Origin of the sequence: Aliivibrio sp. EL58, from assembly GCF_900312675.1 — a bacterium.
Lineage (GTDB): Bacteria > Pseudomonadota > Gammaproteobacteria > Enterobacterales > Vibrionaceae > Aliivibrio.
Map to the genome: position 1 here is coordinate 12,925 of NZ_OMPC01000012.1, position 17,173 is coordinate 30,097.

14 protein-coding genes are annotated in these 17,173 nt (G+C 39.7%); 7 read left to right on the top strand and 7 right to left on the bottom strand.

All coding sequences use genetic code 11. From position 1 onward, the window contains the following. Positions 1–88 precede the first annotated feature (88 nt). From ED622_RS18095 to ED622_RS18115, 5 genes are all read left to right on the top strand, one after another. Positions 89–1,804 (top strand): ABC transporter ATP-binding protein, encoded by a 1,716-nt coding sequence (locus tag ED622_RS18095; RefSeq protein ID WP_122036456.1) that lies wholly within the window; start codon positions 89–91, stop codon positions 1,802–1,804. Positions 1,805–1,868: 64 nt separating this feature from the next. Continuing rightward, on the top strand, positions 1,869–3,422 hold the full coding sequence (locus tag ED622_RS18100; protein WP_122036457.1) for an ABC transporter substrate-binding protein: 1,554 nt from the start codon (positions 1,869–1,871) through the stop codon (positions 3,420–3,422). Positions 3,423–3,562: 140 nt separating this feature from the next. Beyond that, the gene (locus tag ED622_RS18105; RefSeq protein WP_045103187.1) at positions 3,563–4,540 is read left to right on the top strand and encodes an ABC transporter permease; all 978 of its coding nucleotides are present in this window, start codon (positions 3,563–3,565) and stop codon (positions 4,538–4,540) included. A 2-nt stretch (positions 4,541–4,542) separates the two neighbouring features. Then, complete coding sequence (locus tag ED622_RS18110; protein WP_122036458.1) at positions 4,543–5,484, top strand: ABC transporter permease; 942 nt, start codon at positions 4,543–4,545, stop codon at positions 5,482–5,484. A gap of 238 nt (positions 5,485–5,722) precedes the next feature. Beyond that, positions 5,723–7,309 (top strand): BCCT family transporter, encoded by a 1,587-nt coding sequence (locus ED622_RS18115; RefSeq protein ID WP_122036459.1) that lies wholly within the window; start codon positions 5,723–5,725, stop codon positions 7,307–7,309. A gap of 57 nt (positions 7,310–7,366) precedes the next feature. On the opposite strand, the gene ED622_RS18120 is transcribed toward ED622_RS18115, so the two are convergent. Together ED622_RS18120 and ED622_RS18125 are read right to left on the bottom strand one after the other, a co-directional pair. Further along, positions 7,367–8,083 carry a 3'-5' exonuclease gene (locus tag ED622_RS18120; RefSeq protein WP_122036460.1) on the bottom strand — a complete coding sequence of 239 codons (717 nt, stop codon included), beginning with the start codon at positions 8,081–8,083 and terminating at the stop codon, positions 7,367–7,369. 9 nt (positions 8,084–8,092) lie between these two features. Beyond that, on the bottom strand, positions 8,093–9,973 hold the full coding sequence (locus tag ED622_RS18125; RefSeq protein WP_122036461.1) for a DUF294 nucleotidyltransferase-like domain-containing protein: 1,881 nt from the start codon (positions 9,971–9,973) through the stop codon (positions 8,093–8,095). 187 nt (positions 9,974–10,160) lie between these two features. Between ED622_RS18125 and ED622_RS18130 the strand changes: the two genes are divergently transcribed. Both ED622_RS18130 and ED622_RS18135 read left to right on the top strand, forming a co-directional pair. Then, positions 10,161–11,042, top strand: coding sequence for an SPOR domain-containing protein (locus ED622_RS18130; RefSeq protein ID WP_122036462.1), 882 nt, complete (start codon positions 10,161–10,163; stop codon positions 11,040–11,042). Next, entirely contained in the window at positions 11,026–11,289 is a 264-nt protein-coding gene (locus ED622_RS18135) for a hypothetical protein (RefSeq protein WP_151655712.1), read from the top strand. Before ED622_RS18130 ends, ED622_RS18135 begins: the two co-directional genes overlap by 17 nt. A gap of 69 nt (positions 11,290–11,358) precedes the next feature. On the opposite strand, the gene ED622_RS18140 is transcribed toward ED622_RS18135, so the two are convergent. The 5 genes from ED622_RS18140 to ED622_RS18160 all read right to left on the bottom strand — a co-directional run bounded on the left by ED622_RS18140 (position 11,359) and on the right by ED622_RS18160 (position 17,159). Further along, on the bottom strand, positions 11,359–13,281 hold the full coding sequence (locus ED622_RS18140) for a transcription antiterminator (RefSeq protein ID WP_122036464.1): 1,923 nt from the start codon (positions 13,279–13,281) through the stop codon (positions 11,359–11,361). A 190-nt stretch (positions 13,282–13,471) separates the two neighbouring features. Then, positions 13,472–14,212, bottom strand: coding sequence for a KDGP aldolase family protein (locus ED622_RS18145; protein WP_122036465.1), 741 nt, complete (start codon positions 14,210–14,212; stop codon positions 13,472–13,474). A gap of 12 nt (positions 14,213–14,224) precedes the next feature. Next, complete coding sequence (locus ED622_RS18150) at positions 14,225–15,328, bottom strand: DgaE family pyridoxal phosphate-dependent ammonia lyase (RefSeq protein WP_122036466.1); 1,104 nt, start codon at positions 15,326–15,328, stop codon at positions 14,225–14,227. After that, positions 15,312–16,448, bottom strand: a complete 1,137-nt coding sequence (locus ED622_RS18155; protein WP_122036467.1) for an amidohydrolase/deacetylase family metallohydrolase — start codon at positions 16,446–16,448, stop codon at positions 15,312–15,314. Before ED622_RS18155 ends, ED622_RS18150 begins: the two co-directional genes overlap by 17 nt. A gap of 60 nt (positions 16,449–16,508) precedes the next feature. Further along, complete coding sequence (locus ED622_RS18160) at positions 16,509–17,159, bottom strand: DUF4310 family protein (protein ID WP_060994043.1); 651 nt, start codon at positions 17,157–17,159, stop codon at positions 16,509–16,511. Between the last annotated feature and the right edge of the window lie 14 nt (positions 17,160–17,173).

The window sequence follows — 17,173 nt, forward strand, 5'->3', positions numbered from 1 at the left end:
CCTAATCATGTTGCAGTGTTTCTTGCTGTTTCGAATGGAATCAATGTGCAGACAGGGCAGGATGCTGCCGAGTAGTCGGAGTCTGATAATGTCACTTTTAGAAGTTAAAAATTTACGTATCGAATACCCATCTCGTCATGGAGTTCATGCTGCTGTTAAATCATTATCGTTTTCAATAGAACGTGGTGAGATTGTAGGGGTTGTTGGTGAATCTGGAGCGGGTAAATCAACAGTAGGTAATGCTGTTATTGATCTATTAAGCCCTCCAGGCGTTATTGCTAGCGGAGAGGTTTTTCTAGATGGAGAGAAAATCTCTGGCCTATCTACAGAGGCGATGCGTAAAGTTAGAGGTTCTAAAATCGGATTCATCTTCCAAGATCCAATGACATCCCTAAACCCTCTATTTACTGTCGAACAGCAAATTACAGAAACCATTCACGCGAATTTAAAAGTATCAGCTGCAGAAGCCTATGAACGTGCTTTATCTTTAATGAAGCAAGTAGGTATACCGCAGCCTGAAAATCGCCTTAAGCAGTACCCACATCAATTTTCAGGCGGTATGCGTCAGCGCGTAGTTATCGCTATCGCTTTGGCTGGCGAACCGGACCTCATCATTGCTGATGAACCAACGACGGCACTTGATGTTTCTATTCAAGATCAAATTCTAACTCTGATCCGAGATCTCTGCATTGAGAAAAATGTAGGCTGTATGCTAGTAACCCATGATATGGGTGTGGTATCGAACGTTACAGATAAAGTGGCGGTAATGTTCCGTGGTGATCTTGTCGAGTTTGGTAAAACAGAAAAAGTACTAGGAGATCCTGACCATTCTTATACTCGTAGTTTAATTTCTGCAGTACCACGTTCAGATATTAAATTAGATCGCTTTCCATTGGTAAGTTACATCGAAGAAGCCGTTGAGCATGAATGTATCGATGTAAAGACGCACTGGTTAGGACAAAGCCAAGATCATCGTGAATATTCAGGCCCACTATTAAAAGTAGATAACGTTAGTCTTCGTTTTGTGACGAAAGATTCTATGTTTGAAAGTCGTCGTGAATACGTTCAAGCCTCAAACAATGTTAGCTTTGAGATCCATGAAGGCGAAACTTTTGGCCTTGTAGGAGAGTCTGGCTCGGGTAAATCAACCATTGCTCGTGTTATTGCTGGTTTATATCCGCCAAATGAAGGAACGGTTACTTTTGAAGGTATTGACCTGACCGCATTGAAATCAGAGAAAGAACGTCGTCCGATGCGCCGTCAAATGCAAATGGTTTTCCAAAACCCATACACTTCGATGAATCCGCGTATGAAAATCTTCGATATCATCGCAGAACCTATCCGTTTTCATAAGCTAACAGGCTCAGAAGCTGAAACGCAACAGATCGTGAATGATCTTCTTGATCATGTAGGTTTGGGGAGAATGGCGGCATTGAAGTATCCGCATGAGTTTTCTGGTGGTCAACGTCAGCGTATTTCGATTGCTCGTGCATTAGCAACGCGCCCACGTCTATTAATTTGTGATGAACCAACCTCTGCATTAGATGTATCGGTTCAGGCGCAAATCCTCAACTTATTAAAAGATTTACAAAGTGAGTTAAATTTAACCATGTTGTTTATCAGTCATGATTTACCTGTTATTCGTCAAATGTGTGATCGAGTTGGTGTGATGAAGATGGGTAAGCTACTGGAAGTGGCTCCAACTGAAAATCTTTATACCAATCCTCAGAATGAATACAGCAAGCAATTAATTTCACTTATGCCTGAATTTAAAGGCTTAAGAGAAAATATAACAGCGGTATAAACCGTCAAATAATAAGTATAAATACAACAAACTAGGGATATATTCCCGCATAAGGAGTTATGCAATGAAAACCATAAAGACCAAATTGGCTATCGCGCTTATGGCTGCAGGCCTAAGTTTTAGTGCAGCAGCAGCAGATATTACTGTTGCTTATGATGCCGATCCAGTATCACTTGATCCACATGAGCAATTGTCTGGCGGTACACTACAACTTTCTCATATGGTGTTTGATCCCCTAGTTCGTTATACGCAGTCATTTGACTTTGAACCGCGTCTTGCTGAAAAGTGGGAGCGTATTGATGACAAAACTTTCCGTTTTAATCTACGTAAAGGCGTGAAATTTCATTCAGGCAATGAAATGACGGCTGATGATGTCGTATGGACATTTGATCGTTTAAAAGACTCTCCTGATTTTAAAGCGATTTTCGAACCGTATGAAAAACTAGTTAAAATTGATGATTACACGGTTGAACTTGTTTCTAAAGGTGCTTATCCGTTAGTTTTACAGACAGCAACCTACCTTTTCCCAATGGACAGTAAGTTCTATTCTGGTAAAACAGAAGATGGTAAAGATAAGTCTGAAATCGTAAAACACGGTAATTCATTCGCTTCAACGCACATCTCTGGTACAGGCCCATTTGTCGTTAAATCTCGTGAGCAAGGCGTAAAAGTTGTCTTTGATCGCTTTGATGGTTACTGGGATAAAAATTCTCCAGGTAACGTAGATGAATTAACTCTTGTTCCAATCAAAGAAAATGCCACACGTGTTGCAGCTCTACTTTCTGGTGATGTAGATATTATCGCTCCAGTGGCTCCAAATGATCACAAACGAGTGAAAAATACAAAAGGTATCGATTTAGTTACGCTACCAGGTACTCGTATCATTACCTTCCAAATGAACCAAAACAGCAATGAAGCACTTAAAGATGTCCGTGTTCGTCAGGCAATCGTTCATGCAATCAATAATGAAGGTATTGTTAAGAAGATCATGAAAGGCTTTGCTACAGCAGCGGGTCAACAAGGTCCATCTGGCTACTCTGGTTATGATGCTGATCTAGTACCACGTTACGATCTTAAAAAAGCTAAAGAGTTAATGAAAGAAGCAGGTTACGAGAAAGGCTTCAAACTTAGCATGATGGCTCCAAATAACCGTTACGTTAATGATGCAAAAGTAGCACAAGCATCTGCAGCAATGCTTTCAAAAATTGGTATTAAGGTTGATCTAAAAACCTTGCCAAAAGCGCAATACTGGCCAGAGTTTGATCTATGTTCTGCGGACATGATGATGATCGGTTGGCACTCAGATACAGAAGATTCAGCAAACTTCTCAGAGTTCCTAACAATGACTCGTAATGAAGAGACAGGTAAAGGCCAGTACAACTGTGGTCATTACTCAAACCCTGAGATTGACCGTTTAGTTGAAGCTGCAAATGTGGAAACTGATCCTGCGAAACGTAGCCAAATGCTAAAAACAGTAGAAGACACGCTGTATAACGATGCTGCGTTTGTTCCACTACATTGGCAAAACCTTGCATGGGGCGCGAAATCTAACATTGATATCAAACCAATCGTAAATGCAATGGAATACCCATACTTTGGCGATTTAGTTGTTAAGTAACTGTCTGTAAAAAGGTTGTCTTGATATTCAGGGCAACCTTTGTTCGTCATAAGAGATTCATCGATAAAAAGTAATACCAACAATTTGTTAGATATGGATATATTTTCTATATCATTTTTAGGATTAAGAGGGGACAAGGAATGTTTACGTTTCTGGTCAAGCGCCTGTTTCAGGCACTGATAGTGATGTTTGTGATCAGTCTGGTTGCGTTTTCCATCCAAGATAATTTGGGTGACCCGTTACGTGAATTGGTTGGACAATCAGTTTCAGAAGCAGAGCGTCAAGCTCTGAGAGATGATTTAGGGTTAAACGACCCATTCATTACAAAGTACACACGTTTTATTACTAATGCGGTTCAAGGTGACTTGGGCACGTCTTATTTCTTCAAAAAACCAGCGGTAGAAGTCATTCTTGATAAGCTTGTTGCAACCCTAGAACTAGTATTAGGGGCCGCAATCATTATTGTATTTCTTTCTATACCTCTGGGTGTTTATTCGGCTATTCATCCAAAAAGTTTCTTCACGAAAGCTATCATGGCATTCAGTAGTATTGGTATTTCGGTACCCGTCTTCTTAACCGCCATAATGCTGATGTATGTTTTCTCCATTGAATTAAATTGGTTACCGTCTTATGGACGAGGGGAAACCTATAATCTATTAGGCTGGGAGTCAGGGTTCTTTACTCTTGATGGACTGGCTCATTTAGTATTGCCTTGTATTTCATTAGCTTCAATCATGTTACCTCTGTTTATTCGTTTGGTTCGTTCTGAAATGTTAGAAGTGCTGAGCTCTGAATACATTAAGTTTTCAAAAGCGAAAGGCATCGCAACAAATAAAATTTATTACCAACATGCACTTAAAAATACCATGCTACCGGTATTAACTGTGGGGGGTGTTCAGATTGGTACCATGGTCGCTTATACCATTTTGACAGAAACTGTATTCCAGTGGCCGGGAACTGGCTTCTTATTCTTAGAGGCAATTAACCGTGTAGATACGCCACTGATTACTGCTTACGTTATCTTTGTAGGTTTAATTTTTGTGGTAACGAATACCATTGTTGATTTGTTATATGGACTAATTAACCCAACCGTAGATATCACAGGAAAAGGAGCGTAATCATGGATGTAACGACTAACCACGTTCCAACACGTTGGGAACGATTTAAATCATCAGATTTTTTGTATTATTTTTTACGCGATAAAGTGGCAATGTTCAGTTTTGCTGTTTTTATGGTGTTTCTTTTAGGCGCACTTTTATCTCCCGTACTTGCACCAAGTAATCCGTATGATCTGAGTTCGATAGACATTATGGATTCAGAGTTGCCTCCATCTTGGATGGAAGAAGGGGATGAACGTTTTCTTCTGGGTACCGATGACCAAGGTCGAGATGTTTTATCAACGATCTTATATGGTTCTCGTTTATCTTTAACGATTGGTTTCCTAGCCGTTGCAGTACAGCTGACTCTCGGCATTGTTATTGGCTTATCGGCTGGTTACTTTGGTGGGAAAATTGATAGCTTCTTAATGCGATTTGCAGATGTGCAGTTATCATTCTCGACCATGATGGTTGCGATCATTGTTTCTGCGATCTTTAAAGCAAGCTTTGGCACTGAGTTCTTCAGTCAATATGCGGTGATTATGTTGGTTGTGATCATTGGTGTTGCCGAATGGCCACAATATGCGCGTACGATCCGTGCGTCAGTACTGGCAGAGAAGAAAAAAGAATATGTAGAAGCGGCAAAGGTGATGGGATTTCGTTCTCCACGCATCATGTTCCGTCATATTTTACCTAACTGTTTATCTCCAATTTTGGTTATTTCAACAGTACAGATTGCCAACGCTATCATGTCAGAAGCGGCACTCTCTTTCTTAGGTTTAGGTCTACCGGTAGACCAACCCTCTTTAGGTTCGTTAATCAGTATTGGATTTAACTATATCTTCTCTGGTTCGTGGTGGATCACGGCATTCCCAGGCTTAGTTTTGGTTACTCTAGTCTTGGTAATTAACCTACTTGGAGATTGGTTAAGAGATGTATTTAACCCGAAAATTTATAAGGGTTAATAAGCAGAAATAGATAGAAAAGCGGTGATTCTCTCATCGCTTTTTTTATACTTGTAAAACACTGTTTATGTATTACAGAGAAGAATCTTAGGCTTATTTTGTTGTTTTTCTGACTAATTTGCTGCTTTTACTGGTAATAATTTACTCAGTTGTTAGGATCATAGAGTGTGTTTAAATATTTTAAAGTGAGTATTTGAATTAAACCAAAACAGAGAACTTCGGTTCGAAGTGAGGAATAATGAGTAGGAATAAGGACAAGTACAGTATAGATAACACGGATTATACTGTTGGACAGGATAACGTTCAAAAATGGGGATTCGATGTACACAATCCCGTTTTCGGCATCAGCGCAGGTCTGATCGCTCTCTTCTTAGTTGCTGTTGCAGTAACTGACCCTGAAGCAGCAAAAACCGTTTTAGATGGTTTTAAGTGGAAAATCATTAATGCGTTTGATGGTTTATTCATGTGGTCTGCAAACATCTTTGTTATTTTCTGTTTGGCGTTGATTGTATCGCCATTTGGTAAAATCCGTCTTGGCGGAGATAAAGCAAAACCTGATTATTCGATGATATCTTGGCTCTCTATGCTATTTGCTGCGGGCATGGGTATTGGTCTTATGTTCTGGGGAGTTGCAGAGCCGGTTGCTTACTTTACTGGTTGGTTTGAAACGCCATTAGGTGTTGAAGCAAATACACCAGAAGCGGCGAAGCTTGCATTAGGTGCAACCATGTTCCACTGGGGGCTTCATCCTTGGGCTATTTATGGTGTTGTTGCTTTGTCGTTAGCATTCTTTGCTTACAACAAAGGTTTACCACTTTCAATGCGTTCAATCTTCTACCCAATTCTTGGTGATAAAACGTGGGGTATTCCAGGACACATTGTTGATATCTTAGCGGTGTTAGCGACCTTGTTTGGCCTTGCTACTTCATTAGGTTTAGGTGCTCAACAAGCAGCAAGTGGTTTTCAACATGTATTTGGTATTGATGGTGGTCTAGGACTTCAAGTTGCGATTATTTTTGTTGTTACTTTATTAGCTGTTATTTCGGTAATGCGCGGTATTGATGGCGGCGTTAAAGTGATTAGTAACATTAATATGATCATTGCGATTGTATTGGTCGCTTTTGTTGCTTTGGTGACGTTTGCCGTTTCTATGGGGACGATTCCAACAACCATCATGGGTTATGTTGAGAATATTATTCCATTGAGTAATCCTCATGGCCGTGAAGATGAAGCGTGGATGCACGGTTGGACTGTGTTCTACTGGGCATGGTGGATTTCATGGTCTCCATTTGTAGGTATGTTTATCGCACGTGTATCGCGTGGTCGTACTGTTCGTGAATTCTTGACTGCTGTATTGATTGTACCAACGATATTTACTGTGTTGTGGATGTCTATCTTTGGTGGCGTTGCGATTGATCAAGTTGTGAATAATATTGGTACATTGGGCTCTGAGGGCTTAACTGATGTATCTTTAGCAATGTTCCAAATGTTTGATGCCTTGCCTATGGGTAATATTCTTTCGATGATTGCGGTTGTTCTGGTTCTGGTGTTCTTTATTACCTCATCAGATTCAGGTTCGCTCGTTATCGATAGTATTACTGCGGGTGGTAAAGTGGATGCACCAATTCCACAGCGTGTATTTTGGGCCTTCATGGAAGGTGCTATTGCGGTAGCTCTGCTATGGGTTGGTGGTACTCAAGCAATTCAAGCATTGCAAGCTGGTGCTATTTCAACGGCTCTACCATTCACCATTATTTTATTAGTAATGTGTGTCAGCTTACTGATGGGCATGAGAACAGAGAAACATAATAGTTCTTCACACTAAATAGAAGCTAAATAAAAAGCCGATGAAGAGTCATTATCTTCATCGGCTTTTTTGTGTTTATAACCACAGCTTCTTGATTGGGTCATCTGGTGAAAAGTGGTGATGGACTTGAGCCTGAAATAGCTCCGCCGTCGCAATCGCATCTGTTAATGCATGGTGAGGAGGATAAGCCGGTAATCCATAGCGTAAACGAGTTGTTGCTAAGCGTATTGACTCTGGGCGCTTTCCTTTAAGCCAATTAATTAGGCCCTTTGATTGCTCTTGTTGGTAGTCACCCTCTATTTGCATTGTATCTATAACTGGAAAGACAATACCCTCACCAATCAAATTTCGTAGGTTTATATCAAAGAAGTCACGCTCGATTCTACGATAATGAACCACAACTACCTTACCTGCTAAAGAGTCTAATACCTTTTCTAAGATACGACGTAAATCAGGAGCCCCTTGTAGATCGGTATGGGTGATACCATGAATAACTACTGAGTTTTCTTCTAAACTGTCTTGTGCTTTTACAAACCAATGTTGAGACTCACGACAGCGAATACGCTGCAATGTGAATGGAACCAACCCAATACTAATAATACTGTTTTGATTTGCATCTAATCCTGTTGTTTCAAAATCTAAGGCAACAAAATCAATGTCACTGAGCGGGGTTTCTTCTTCATACGTACCAGACTGATAGAAGTTCTTAAGTCTTTTATCTTTACTGATCTTAAATTTATGCTTAAAAAAAGAGGCCCAATTTAAAATTTCTTGAGGAGAATGGGGAAACATCATTAGCTCCTAGAATTTATTCGCGCTGTAGCGATATTTTAAAAAGTTTTGAGCATTACTCAGTACCTGGAATGCATCTTTTAGATTTCGACGTTCAAAATCCGACATGTTTTCAGGTTCGATATTATTATCAGGTTCAATCCCCGCTTCTACATCTAGTGCTTGGTGACGCAGACGTACCAATGAGATTAATTCCATCGCATGGTGTAAATCGCCCCCTTTTGATTTAGGTAAAATACCCGCCTCAATGATGTCATCTAAACGTTCAAATGAGTTTTGAGCTTGAGAACCAATAGCCAGAGCATGAACACGGATCAAATCTGCTAGTGGAGCAGTACCACGACGTTTTAGATTGATCGAGTTATTATGACGACCATCTTTTTCCATCACGAAGTCTTTAAAGAACCCTAGAGGCGGTGTTCGGCGTAATCCATTTCTCGCTAAACAGGCTAAGAAACGAGTATTCTTTTTCGCTCGACGGACAATAAAACCATTAAGTTGCTCTGCCCATTTTGTACGACCATAAACGCCATTTAAATCAAAGAAAATAGAGCTGTTTAACAAGGCTTGAGGGTCTGGATTATCGATCCAATCAGCAAAGCACTCTTCCCATTCTGACTGAGTTTTGCGCCATTCAGGGTTGGTTGCCATGATATCGCCAGTACAATAGGTGTAACCACAGGCAGCTAAGCCATCACAAACAAAAGCAGATAACGCTTTGAAATACTCACCATGTTCTTTTTCGTTGTAGTCATTGTCTAAAATAATCGCGTTATCTTGGTCGGTAACAATTAATTGTTCATCACGAGCCATAGAGCCAAGTGCTAAGAAACAATAAGGCACTGGTGGTGAACCGAGCTCTTCTTCTGCTAATTCTAATAGTCGCTGTTTAAAGCTTCGCCCAATCTCAGACATTGCACTACCAACCATGTGTGAGTTTGCATCCTCATTCACCATTCGGATAAAGCAATCTTTAAGCTGAGTCGATAGAATAACCAAGTCTTCAATGGTTTGTTGTTGGAAGATGCTACTTACAAACAACAGACTGTTTTGAGACTCATAGCGAACAATGTCGGACACCTCAAGGACACCAATAGGCTGTTTATTTCGTAACACAGGAAGGTGGTGGACGTTGTAGCGAAGCATCATCAGCATTGCTTCAAATACGTAAGCGTTATGGTCTAGTGAAATAAGCTCTGTCGACATGACTTCAGATACAGGGGTTTCAGAATCCAAACCACACGCCAGTACCTTAGTGCATAAATCTCGGTCGGTAATAATACCCACAAAGTCATTATCTTCTTCGTCGGTATCGATTTCAGGATCGGTAATTAACACCGCAGAGACATTCTCTTCAGCCATCGTTTTTGCGGCTGATTGAATGGTTTCATATTTGGTGATCATGACCGCTTCACGAGTCAGTAAGGTTTTTACTTTCGAGGTGGTTAAATCATTCGCATCATCATGGTTACTTTCTACTGCTTGTTTTAGGCGAGTTGCATCTTCTACTTCAACAAAGTCTGAGAATTCATCATAGCGCTCACAGAAATCATCAAATACCGATTCAGGAATACAATATAATAAAGAATCGTTTAAAGCCTTCGCTGGAAAACGTACTTTATTATTCATCAATAGCCCCATTTGGCCAAAGATACTGCCTTCATCTAATCGATTATAGAGCTCACCGTTTCGACGGTAGACTTCGATAATACCACTGCGAACCATGTATAAATCTTTGATCTCATCACCAAAACCAATCACCATACTTTCTGCTCGATAATAAGAAATTTCGACACTTTGTGCCGCTTCTTTAATCGCCTCTTCAGGTAGCAAATTAAAAGGAGGGTATTGGGATAAAAAGTGTTGGATCTCTAGCAGTTCAACTTCCATGTAGGGCTCGATAGTAATGTAGAAAGTAAGGATTCAGTGTAGTTTATCATCATGACGATATCTATCTGAATTGTGTTTATATTTTGAAAATAAGCGTGATTTATAGACAAAAATACACAGTAGAATCTCAGATTTTCAACTGACTTTTTGCTAACATTAATAGATACATTTCTTTTAAGGTACCTCCATGATGGCAATCGTTAAAAAAACAAATACGTTATTAATGCCGTTAATGTTATTGGCGACAATATCACAAGCCAAGGCGGCTGATGAGTTAACTCAGTATCTTGAGAGTAATAATAGTGCGCTCACTTCTGTTTGTTCAACATCGGGCTATTTACCTGATTCTTGCCCTATTGGAGAAGCGCTTTGGGGTAATCAAACCGCAAAATTAGCACAAGGTGAGAGTGAGTTTTGGATCCAGTGTGGTGTATTTAGTAAACCACTTGGTGCTGATAAGGTGAGCCGAATTCAATCGAAAGTTGACGCACCCATAAACATGAAAGAAGAAAGTAAAGGTAAGCGTTGTTTAATCGGCCCATATAACAATTTTTCGGTCGCTAAAAAGCAATTAAAAGCATTACAAAAGGATTCACTGTTTAGACAGTCAGCATTAAGAGAAGTCGCTCTTGCTTCGCTGCCTAAGGTGGAGTCTAAAGCTGAAAAAAGTGAATTACCTAAAATAGCCGTTGAGCCAACACCTGATCCTGTTACTATTCGCAAACAAGTCATTATTAATGGCGAACAATTTGCAGTGCCATTTGTTCAGAGTGATGATTATGGTTTTTATATGGAAGATTCCTTACCTTGGTTACGAGCAAGCTCAAAAGGTAGCCAAGAGATTTGTCAGCGTATAGATATGAATTTAGTATCAAAAGAACAATGGCAAATATTGATTGATTCCAACACCATGAAAGAAGATAAATGGCCGATATTATTACCTTATTGGGGCGCTGATGATTTAGGCCTCTTTAAAGATGGTGCAACAAGACAATTAAAAAATGCATCCATGCTCAATGTGATGTGTACGAAAAAAGCAGAGGATAAAGTCGTTGGAAATCCAATTTAAAGGTCGCTGGGACAGTAAGTCTCTGGCGGAAAATTTACAAGAAGCATTAGAGACATTAGAAGATGAGTTTGGTGTTAAAGCGCTATCAAACATAACACTGAATATTTGTTTAGAAGATGAACATAAAGAAGAGTTAGCGTTATTAAGCCCAACCGGACGAGCGCTGGATTTTTTGGTTATTAATAATCCAAAAGATGTAAATGACGGTGAGAAAGCTCCGGTGCTGGAGTTTAAGCCACGCGGTTAATCATCTATTTCTGTTATCGATAAAAAATCCCAGACTGTCTGGGATTTTTTATTATATCAATGTACTTAATTACCAATCTTTTTTTCGATTAAACCAGCACTCTTTTGCCACATATTGAAACTCTTCATAAGATGAACAGCCTAAAATCGTATCTACAGCTTTACCATTCATAAAAGTCACAAATAAATCATAGAGACTCATTGCTTCTTCATAGTCGTCTTTATTGATAGCAAAAAGGAAAATTACATGCGCTATTTTTCCATTGCCCCAATCAACACCATGAGGTGAAATAATGGTGTATACCTTGGTCTCATTGGCTAATAACCCTAGAGAGTGAGGAATAGCGATACCTTCCCCTAAAATAGTCGATGTAATATTTTCACGCTCGATCACTGAATTATAAAACTCAGTCGGGGTGATATTGTCTTGAGTTAAGTGACTAGAGAAGGTTTTTAATAACTCTGCTTGTGTGGTTGGTTTTTCGAGTACTGAAAAATAACGATGATCAAAAAATTTATCCAGCATGTAAGGATGAGACCGATTCATCAGGATTAATTTATTTACTTGCTCTACCTGAAAACTGGTTGGTATTGGTGATACTGCGATCGTTGGTTTATTTTTTTGTGATACTTTTTCTGTAGAGATAACAAAGTCAGCATCTACTTTTGTTAACGCTTCATATTCTCTGACTGAGCCTATTTTTTGGATATCTAATTGCGGTAAAGATCTAAGTAATTGAGATTCAAGTAGGCGCATAATCGAGGTACCAGAATCACACACCAATAAAGCTCTAGGTGGTTGCTGTTCTTCTAAGGCAAAATTTCGCTCTAATCCAACCCCAATATGCATGACTAGATAACCAACCTCGCCATCAGGAATTAAATGTTTTCCCCAATGAGAAATGGCAGCAACGGTCATATCATAAGCGAGTGGGTAATAACGTTTGATATGATCGACTAATGGATTTGGAATGGTGATTTGGTATTTTACTCGTAATATCATTGTCGTGATATGACACAATAAATCACGCTTAAGTAATCCGTCGTTACGTAAATCGTAATTATAATGCTTGTTAACGTAATCCAATAAAAAATTCGTTAATTCTAACTGTTCTGTATGCTTTTCTGTGTCGATCACAGTGACCCCTGTAACTCGACGAGCTGCAATTTGAATACTTAGATAATCTATCTCTGATTGAGGTAGACGAGTTCCAAGTAAGGTTTCAATCATTTTACTCAGATCTAATGCGGCACTCTGTGCTTCACTGCTGAGTTGTGGTTGATGAACATGATGAATAATGGCATTTAATTTAAGTCGATGTAAGGTGATACCGCAATACACTAATAAATGATGTAATCCCTCATCGGTTAATCTTATGTGATTTTGATTAATTAAATGCAATAAATCTTCTCGTAAAGAAGGAAGGTTTATTTCAGGGAAAAAGTGTTCGCATACATCTACAAACGTACGATCACTGGGTTTAAATTGAAATAAGACATGAGCAATGCATGCACGAATGGCTTGTTCTTCGCCAAACAGTTTCAATCCATGGTGAGCTTTGCTGACAATCTCTAAATTATACTGCTCTAATATCTCTCTAATCTCAGCCATGTCAGCCTGCAAAGAGGTTCGGCTAACAAACCACTGGTTTGCTAAATCATCTAATTTGCATTCCTCCTCTTGAGAAAGAAGACGCATAATTAAATACACCACGCGATCTTTTGCGTTTCGCGGTGAGGTTTTCATCTTTTTTGTTTGTTTTTCAATATCAGAGAATCGTGTTTCATCGTAAATATCGAAGTGATAGCCTTTTCCGCGTTGATGCTGAATTTGAGCGCCATAAGACGCTAAAATATCGTTTAATGCAGAGATATCAGTGCGAATGGTTCGAGTTGAAATATCACAACGCTGTGCAAGCTCCTGTTGAGGAAGAGCTTCGTATCTAAGAGCTTCAAAGATGGTATTAAGGCGCGGATAAGGCAATTGAATCATAAGAAAACCGATAAAGTGAGTTGATTTTTATTAACAATAATATCAACCAGTTTTAAGTAACTAGATATCAATATTTATTGAATGTGTGATTGTTATCTTGAGTTATTTTTTTTGTTCGAAATAAGTTCTTTTTAAGAAAATAAAAAAGCCAGAAACCTGGGGGCAGGGTTCCGGCTTTGGAGGAGCAAACTTAGTTAAGCAATTTTTTTGTCATCTCAAGCAGAGTTGTTACGTCTGCTGGACGGGTATTTCCTGTCGCTTTATCAATGATTGAGCTATAGATGTGAGGGATGATTTTGCTCACGCCTGCATCCAATGCGATTTGCATGATTTCTTCGTAGTTTTCAAGGTCAATACCGCCAGTTGGTTCTAACCAAAAGTCTTGTTCTGCACAAGCTTTGGCGACATAAGCAAACTCTTCACGGGTTTCTAATCCACCCATTGGGAAGTATTTTACTGAACTTCCGCCCATGTCTTTTAGCATTGCAATGGCTGTTTCAACAGGAACAATTGCATCTTCAGCGCGAGAGCTTAGTGGACCCGTTGAGATTTTCACCATACCAACAGTACCAGTTGGTGAGATTAAGCCATTAACGATACTTTTATCTTGTCCAGCTAGTGCTCTGCTTGTGGCTACACCCGTAAATACTTGGTTGATGTGTTGTGGTTGTACGTGCTGAGAAATAAGAGACACCATCATTGATTGGTTTGGATCACCAGCACCTAAGCCAACAGAAACGGCATTGTTGGTTACTTCGCTGTATTTTTTCATGTCACTAACGGCAGTATCCACATCTGGGTAGTTTTTAGATAAAACACCAACCAAAACATGGCCTTCTGCGGCGTCATAAATTTCGCCTGCATTATCAACAGAGCCTGCTAATACGTTTAGGCATACACGATTTTTGTAGAAGTTAGCTTTTAAAGTCATGGAGTGTCTCTCTTAAAATAATGCGTTAATTTTTACGAAAATAGTATTAAGCTGAGTAGCGTTAACACTGCGAACGTCAATTTCGATAATGCCTTCGTTGGCTTTGTAACCGCGACAGTAGATCGCTGGATTACCATTGTTTAAGCGCTTTACAAGTTCGGTGGTGGTTGTGCCCAGAATGTCGTGATCAAATGCTATTTCAGCTCTTGCAATATCACGACCCGCACTATCCCATACCACACGAGATTTAACGCCGTTAATGGTATTAATATCAAAGATGAATTTTTCCATCTTAGCGACCATCTCTTGGCCTGTTTCTTTTTCAATTGTCTGGTAATCAGTAATGGCATGGGTTAAGCCTAGAATGCCTTCTTTACCGACTTTCATTGCTCGACCAATACCTTGAGATTGTTTTCGTACCCAATCTACATATTGCGTTTTACCAACAACTAAGCCACTTGTCGGGCCTTCAATTGCTTTAGCACCACTGTAAATGACTAAATCAGCCCCCATTGCAAAATAGCCGTGTAAATCCTCTTCAGCGGCAGCATCAACAATTAATGGCAAGTTATGCTTTTGTGCGACAACAACGGCTTGTTCAACGGTTAAAATACTTTTTTGAACACAATGGTGAGACTTTATATATAAAATAGCTGCGGTATTTTTTGTAATTGCTGCTTCGAGCTGCTCAGCTGAACATTCGTTAGCGTAACCTGCTTCTTTAATTGTTCCGCCACCTAATGTCACCATGGTGCCGACTGGAGCGCCAAAGTTAACGTTGTGGCCTTTTGGAAGAACAATCTCAGAAGGAACATCATGAGCGTGAGCATGTAAGTTTTCTAATCGATATTGGCTGTCTTGCACAATCACAGCGGCAACAGATTGAGCGATGCCCGCTGAGGCACAAGAAACAACAACGGCTGCATCAACATTTAAAAGTTTTGCGATATATTCACCGGTTTTTATTACCAGATCTTTCATATCAAAATATTGGCCAAGGCCTTCTTTCACCGCATTTACAACGTCTTCGTTTGGCGTTGAAACTCCTAATGCGGTCATTCGACCTGATGCATTAATTACTTCAGTAAGACCGTATTTTTCATGCATTGAAGACATTATGTTGTTCCCCATGTTGTGTAGTAATTAGTTTGCCTGAAACAATACAGGCTAGCGGTAAAAAGGATTCAGAGCCTTTGCGTGAACCTTGCTCTGAGTCTTCAAAGATACAAGGTTCATTGAGAATATTAAAAATAGTGATATCAGCGTCTTTGCCTACTTCTAATCTCCCTTTTGTTGTTATTTTTAACGCATTAGCAGCGTTGGTGGTGACACATTCGATCACTTGTTCCATTGGTAAGCCAATAGTTAAAAACTTCGACATAATATGAGATAAGCTACGTACAGGGCCTGAAATTCGGTTTTTACAATAAATATCAGAGCTAATGGTGTCAGGATAAATCCCTTTTTTAATCGCTTGTTCGGCCACATCAAAACTGAAGCTTGCACCGCCATGGCCTACATCCAAAATAACGCCGCGCTTAATGGCTTTTTTCATCGATTCTTTTAACTCACCATTAGGAGTTAAGATTCGGTTTGGTTTACCGTTATAACAGTGTGTAATGATGTCGCCTTTTGTTAGTAGCTCGGCAATATCATCTAAATTTGGTGGATTATTTCCAACATGTACCATTAAAGGTAAGTTGTTATTTTGAGCCTGCATTTCTTTGGCTCTAATCAATGGTGCTAATCCATTATTTTTTACAACGCTGCCACTCATCCTTGCTTTAATGCCAACGACAAAATCAGAATGCTTAGTAATGGCAGTTTTTGCAGCATCTAAGTTAATGTCGCTCATATCAGCCAGTTCATCCTGTCGTAATAAGCCAATACGAGAGATATTTAAAATACTGTATACATTCGTGGTACTTTTTTGAGCTAAACGATAAAAGTCATCTACGTCATCAGCACCAACACTGCCAGCATCAACCACGGTAGTCACGCCATGATTAACACCAATTAAATCTGGTTCGTCGTTGTAGATTGGAGATGACGGATAGCAATGAGTGTGTAAATCAATCCAACCAGCACTAAGGTAGTGTAAACCCTGTAAATCTATTGCTTTTGTCGCTACTTCGTTGATATTAGAGCCAAGTTCAGCGATTTTCCCATTTAGAATAGCGACATCAACAATGTCACCATTTGCCAGTTTTCCGTTTTTTATCAGTAAGTCATACATAATTCTTACCTGTATTACGTAATGCTCCCTCTTATTGAAAGAGCATTAATGTGGAGAGAGTTAGCCAATAGCGACTGGGAATAGAGAACCAAATACCATTGCACCGATAATTGCGCCGCCAGTAATTGGTTTTTGCCATTGATAGAATGCAAGCGCACCAATTAATGAACCGATACCAATTGGAATTGACGCGGCAATTGCAGACAAAACAATCAGTGGACCTAAGAATCGACCTGATGAATTACCAGCACCCATCATGACGTCAGCGCCATAAGTTGAGTTACTTTGACCAATGGTATATTTACGAGCCAAGATAATGATGTAGCCAATTGCTAAGCCTAATAAGAAACCGACAATCAATGAAGCGACGAAGTTTTCTAATGGGTAAACAATACCAGCACCAAGTAGCAGGGCAGGAACACCTAAACCAACACCCGTTTGAACCGCACCGCCTATATCTAAAATACCAACCAGTGAACCTTCAATGATTCGAGCAAACAGGAAGCTTGCACCAAAGGCTGCTACTGCACCATATACACCACTGTCCATTCCAGCGCGTAACATCGATACGAATGCCACTTCATTAAATGCGCCAATGCCGTATAAATAGTACATGTGTGTACCAGCAAACACGCCTGAAGACAGCAGACCTACGAAGAAAGGAAAAGACCAATCTGCGTACCAAAAGTTATTCTTTAATTTGTCATCCATTTTCAACTCCAGAC